General features: G+C 37.1%; 3 protein-coding genes and 1 pseudogene. All 4 read right to left on the bottom strand.

Translation table 11 applies throughout. The features are described from left to right. Window positions 1-110: pseudogene (locus AM629_RS23760) on the bottom strand (IS110 family transposase); the annotation flags it as partial. Between the two features lie 244 nt (window positions 111-354). Next, on the bottom strand, window positions 355-582 hold the full coding sequence (locus AM629_RS20770) for a phage major capsid protein (protein ID WP_054481674.1): 228 nt from the start codon (window positions 580-582) through the stop codon (window positions 355-357). A gap of 124 nt (window positions 583-706) precedes the next feature. Next, window positions 707-1,102 carry a DUF1240 domain-containing protein gene (locus AM629_RS20765; RefSeq protein ID WP_054481672.1) on the bottom strand — a complete coding sequence of 132 codons (396 nt, stop codon included), beginning with the start codon at window positions 1,100-1,102 and terminating at the stop codon, window positions 707-709. Continuing rightward, complete coding sequence (locus AM629_RS20760) at window positions 1,099-2,064, bottom strand: hypothetical protein (protein ID WP_072161969.1); 966 nt, start codon at window positions 2,062-2,064, stop codon at window positions 1,099-1,101. Before AM629_RS20760 ends, AM629_RS20765 begins: the two co-directional genes overlap by 4 nt. Between the last annotated feature and the right edge of the window lie 559 nt (window positions 2,065-2,623).

The following is a 2,623-nucleotide window of genomic DNA, read 5'->3' as shown; positions in this document are numbered from 1 at the left end:
TTAGTTCGGGTGAATTTTTTACGCAGCAACGCTTTTCCTGATTGATCCTGACAATGGATATGAAAGGAATGCTTGCCAAGATCGATGCCAATCAATGCGATAGTGTTCATGATGGTGGCCTCTTAAATAAAAAATAAATCACACGCTGTCAATATATTGCTAACAGGGTGAGGGCGGCCATCTCATTAGTGTGGGGCATTTATGTAGCAAAGCAGCTAAAGAAGTCACTTTAACGTATAAGTATTCATGGGCCGATAATGGGTAATAGTCCGGTTGAGTTGCCCACTTTACCGCTAAATAACTCAAGTGCCGCAGACTTTTTTATGCTCTCCTAGTTCGTCATTGCTGAGTTTTTTACTGGTCGGCTGGGTTTTTACCCGCCTGACTGCGTTCTTCATCAGACAAGGCTTCATAGCGGGCAATTTCTGTATTGAGCGTATCGGATTGGCTGCGCAATTCGTCGAACTGTTTGGCTTCCTCGGCAGTCAGTGAGCGCTTTTCGTCTTCGGCTTTGGTAAGCAACGAGCGCATTTGTTGGGTTAAATCGGTTTTATGTTGGTGTAATTCGAGTAGTTTTTTCATGGTGTTTTTGGAATAGTTATTTTCTTTAAAACACTATTTAACACCGTGAAAAATAATAAAAAAGCCTCTGTGATTTAGAGGCTAAACAAGGGGAAACATGAAGACAAAATATTTACAAAACTTTTCATTTACAAAGTAATAAATTTCTTACATAGGTTGTTGGTGACATCCACGATATTTTATCACATGTCAAATAACCATCATTTTTTAACTTATAATCAACATAAAAAGAGATAGGTAAGCTAATGACAAATGATGCAATCATCAATCTACTCAGGTACTTAACAAGTATTTTGTTGTATTTAGGTAATCTATCAAATATAAAGAAAAAAATAGAACCTGATAAAGAGTAAAATATTATAGGGAAAGATAGAATACTTATAACAACTGCGCTGGAGAATGTTATTTCATCTTTCATTAATACTAATGAAACAGCAGATTTAATAATGAAGAACATCAGAAATGTAAGGAATAATAACAATATTACTCCACCCAAGGCTTTTAAATATTTGCTATTCACCTAATTCTTCCCATCGTATTAAAAAAATATTGTAAGTCTGCTTCCGGTGTTCTTGGCTTTCTCTTCATTTCTTCTTTAAAAAGTGCTATTAATTTTTCGCTTATTCCATATTGCTTATCAACAAGATCTAAACCGATAGCCGCTAGAATTCCAACAGCTAAAACTATTCCCGCAACAACAATAATACTTCCACCTACCAAAGCAGTGGCAGTTAAAAGTGATCCTACAATCCAAGAGGAAGCAGCAATAATAGCAGTTTTAGCCATATCCATTGTTATGTTGCCGATAAAATCGGCTAAAGTATATTCATCCTTAAAAATACTTTCTATCAATCTATAGCCAATCGAAAAGACAATACAGAATCTAACACCTTTGATAATACTAGCATTAAGACCCTGCTGTCCTATCCCCATGGCTAACATTTGAGGGTGGCTAGCACCGTATCGGGTTCCCCTGACAAGGCGCCTAAGACCAGCATGACCTGACAGATGAATATATTTTTTCCCATTTTCTCCCACATAGGTTTTTGCAGTAATACTTAACCTCTTAAATTCCCGGCAAACATCAAAAAACCCATGTGAATCATAAATATTTCCCGCATAGGTGGAAATAGGATCTGTGACAGAAAGTACATACGCCATAGGATTTTTTTTCTTGTTATCTACTTCCGTGCCTCTTGCAAATTCGTCTCCGTAACTTAGATTTTCTGCTTCCGTACCTCTTGCAAATGCTTCTCCATGACTTGGGGTTTGTGGATGGGAGGGACTGATATCCTCAATAATGCTTTTGGCTTGCGCTAATGTGAGAACAAAGTGATATTGGGTATTATCATTCAATACTTTTTCTAACCCAATGGCATCAAAAAATTCATGCTGGGGTTTTAACTGATTAATCCCTACATTGCCCCTTAAAAAATCGCCCATATAACCATCCCAAGTGGGATTATATTTTTTATGTGTCATTCCTCAATTCTCCGTAGCACTCAATATCAAATTAATAATTGATTGACTTGTGTCAAGATTTCCGATGTAGCATCAATTAAACAGGATATAACAACAATACTTACCCATTCCAGCATGGAAAAGATCCACCTTTAAATTTGTGATGAATCTCTATTCTTAAGCAAAATCAGACAATTACTTAATTTTAATTTCAGTCTTACCATAATAAAAAAATTATGCACTAAATTTATTATCCCAGACTCATCCGGCTTTTATTTGCCTGCCAGAAATACCCCCTAAAAATCTTTTTCGCCTCCTTCGCTGTCCACCCTCTGCATAATTCACTGAACGCCTTGCTACATCTGGGTTTGCCGCAATTAATATGATATTCATTGACTGTATCTCCTGTTCACCCATTTTTTATATGAATGAAGAGAATGTATAGTAGGAGAGCATAAAATCTATGGTCGCCCTCGTTTTTGCAACACTCATTTTGATGAATTTTGGGCTTGCTTAAATCTATCCGGCGTCACTATAGGCAAGGAACCTGCGCCTCGATGAGTTCCGCGCCTGATGAACC

Source organism: Photorhabdus heterorhabditis (genome assembly GCF_001280945.1).
Classification (GTDB): Bacteria; Pseudomonadota; Gammaproteobacteria; order Enterobacterales; family Enterobacteriaceae; genus Photorhabdus; species Photorhabdus heterorhabditis.
Note: the sequence above shows the minus strand (reverse complement) of the source record. Positions and strands in the feature narration are given on the sequence as shown.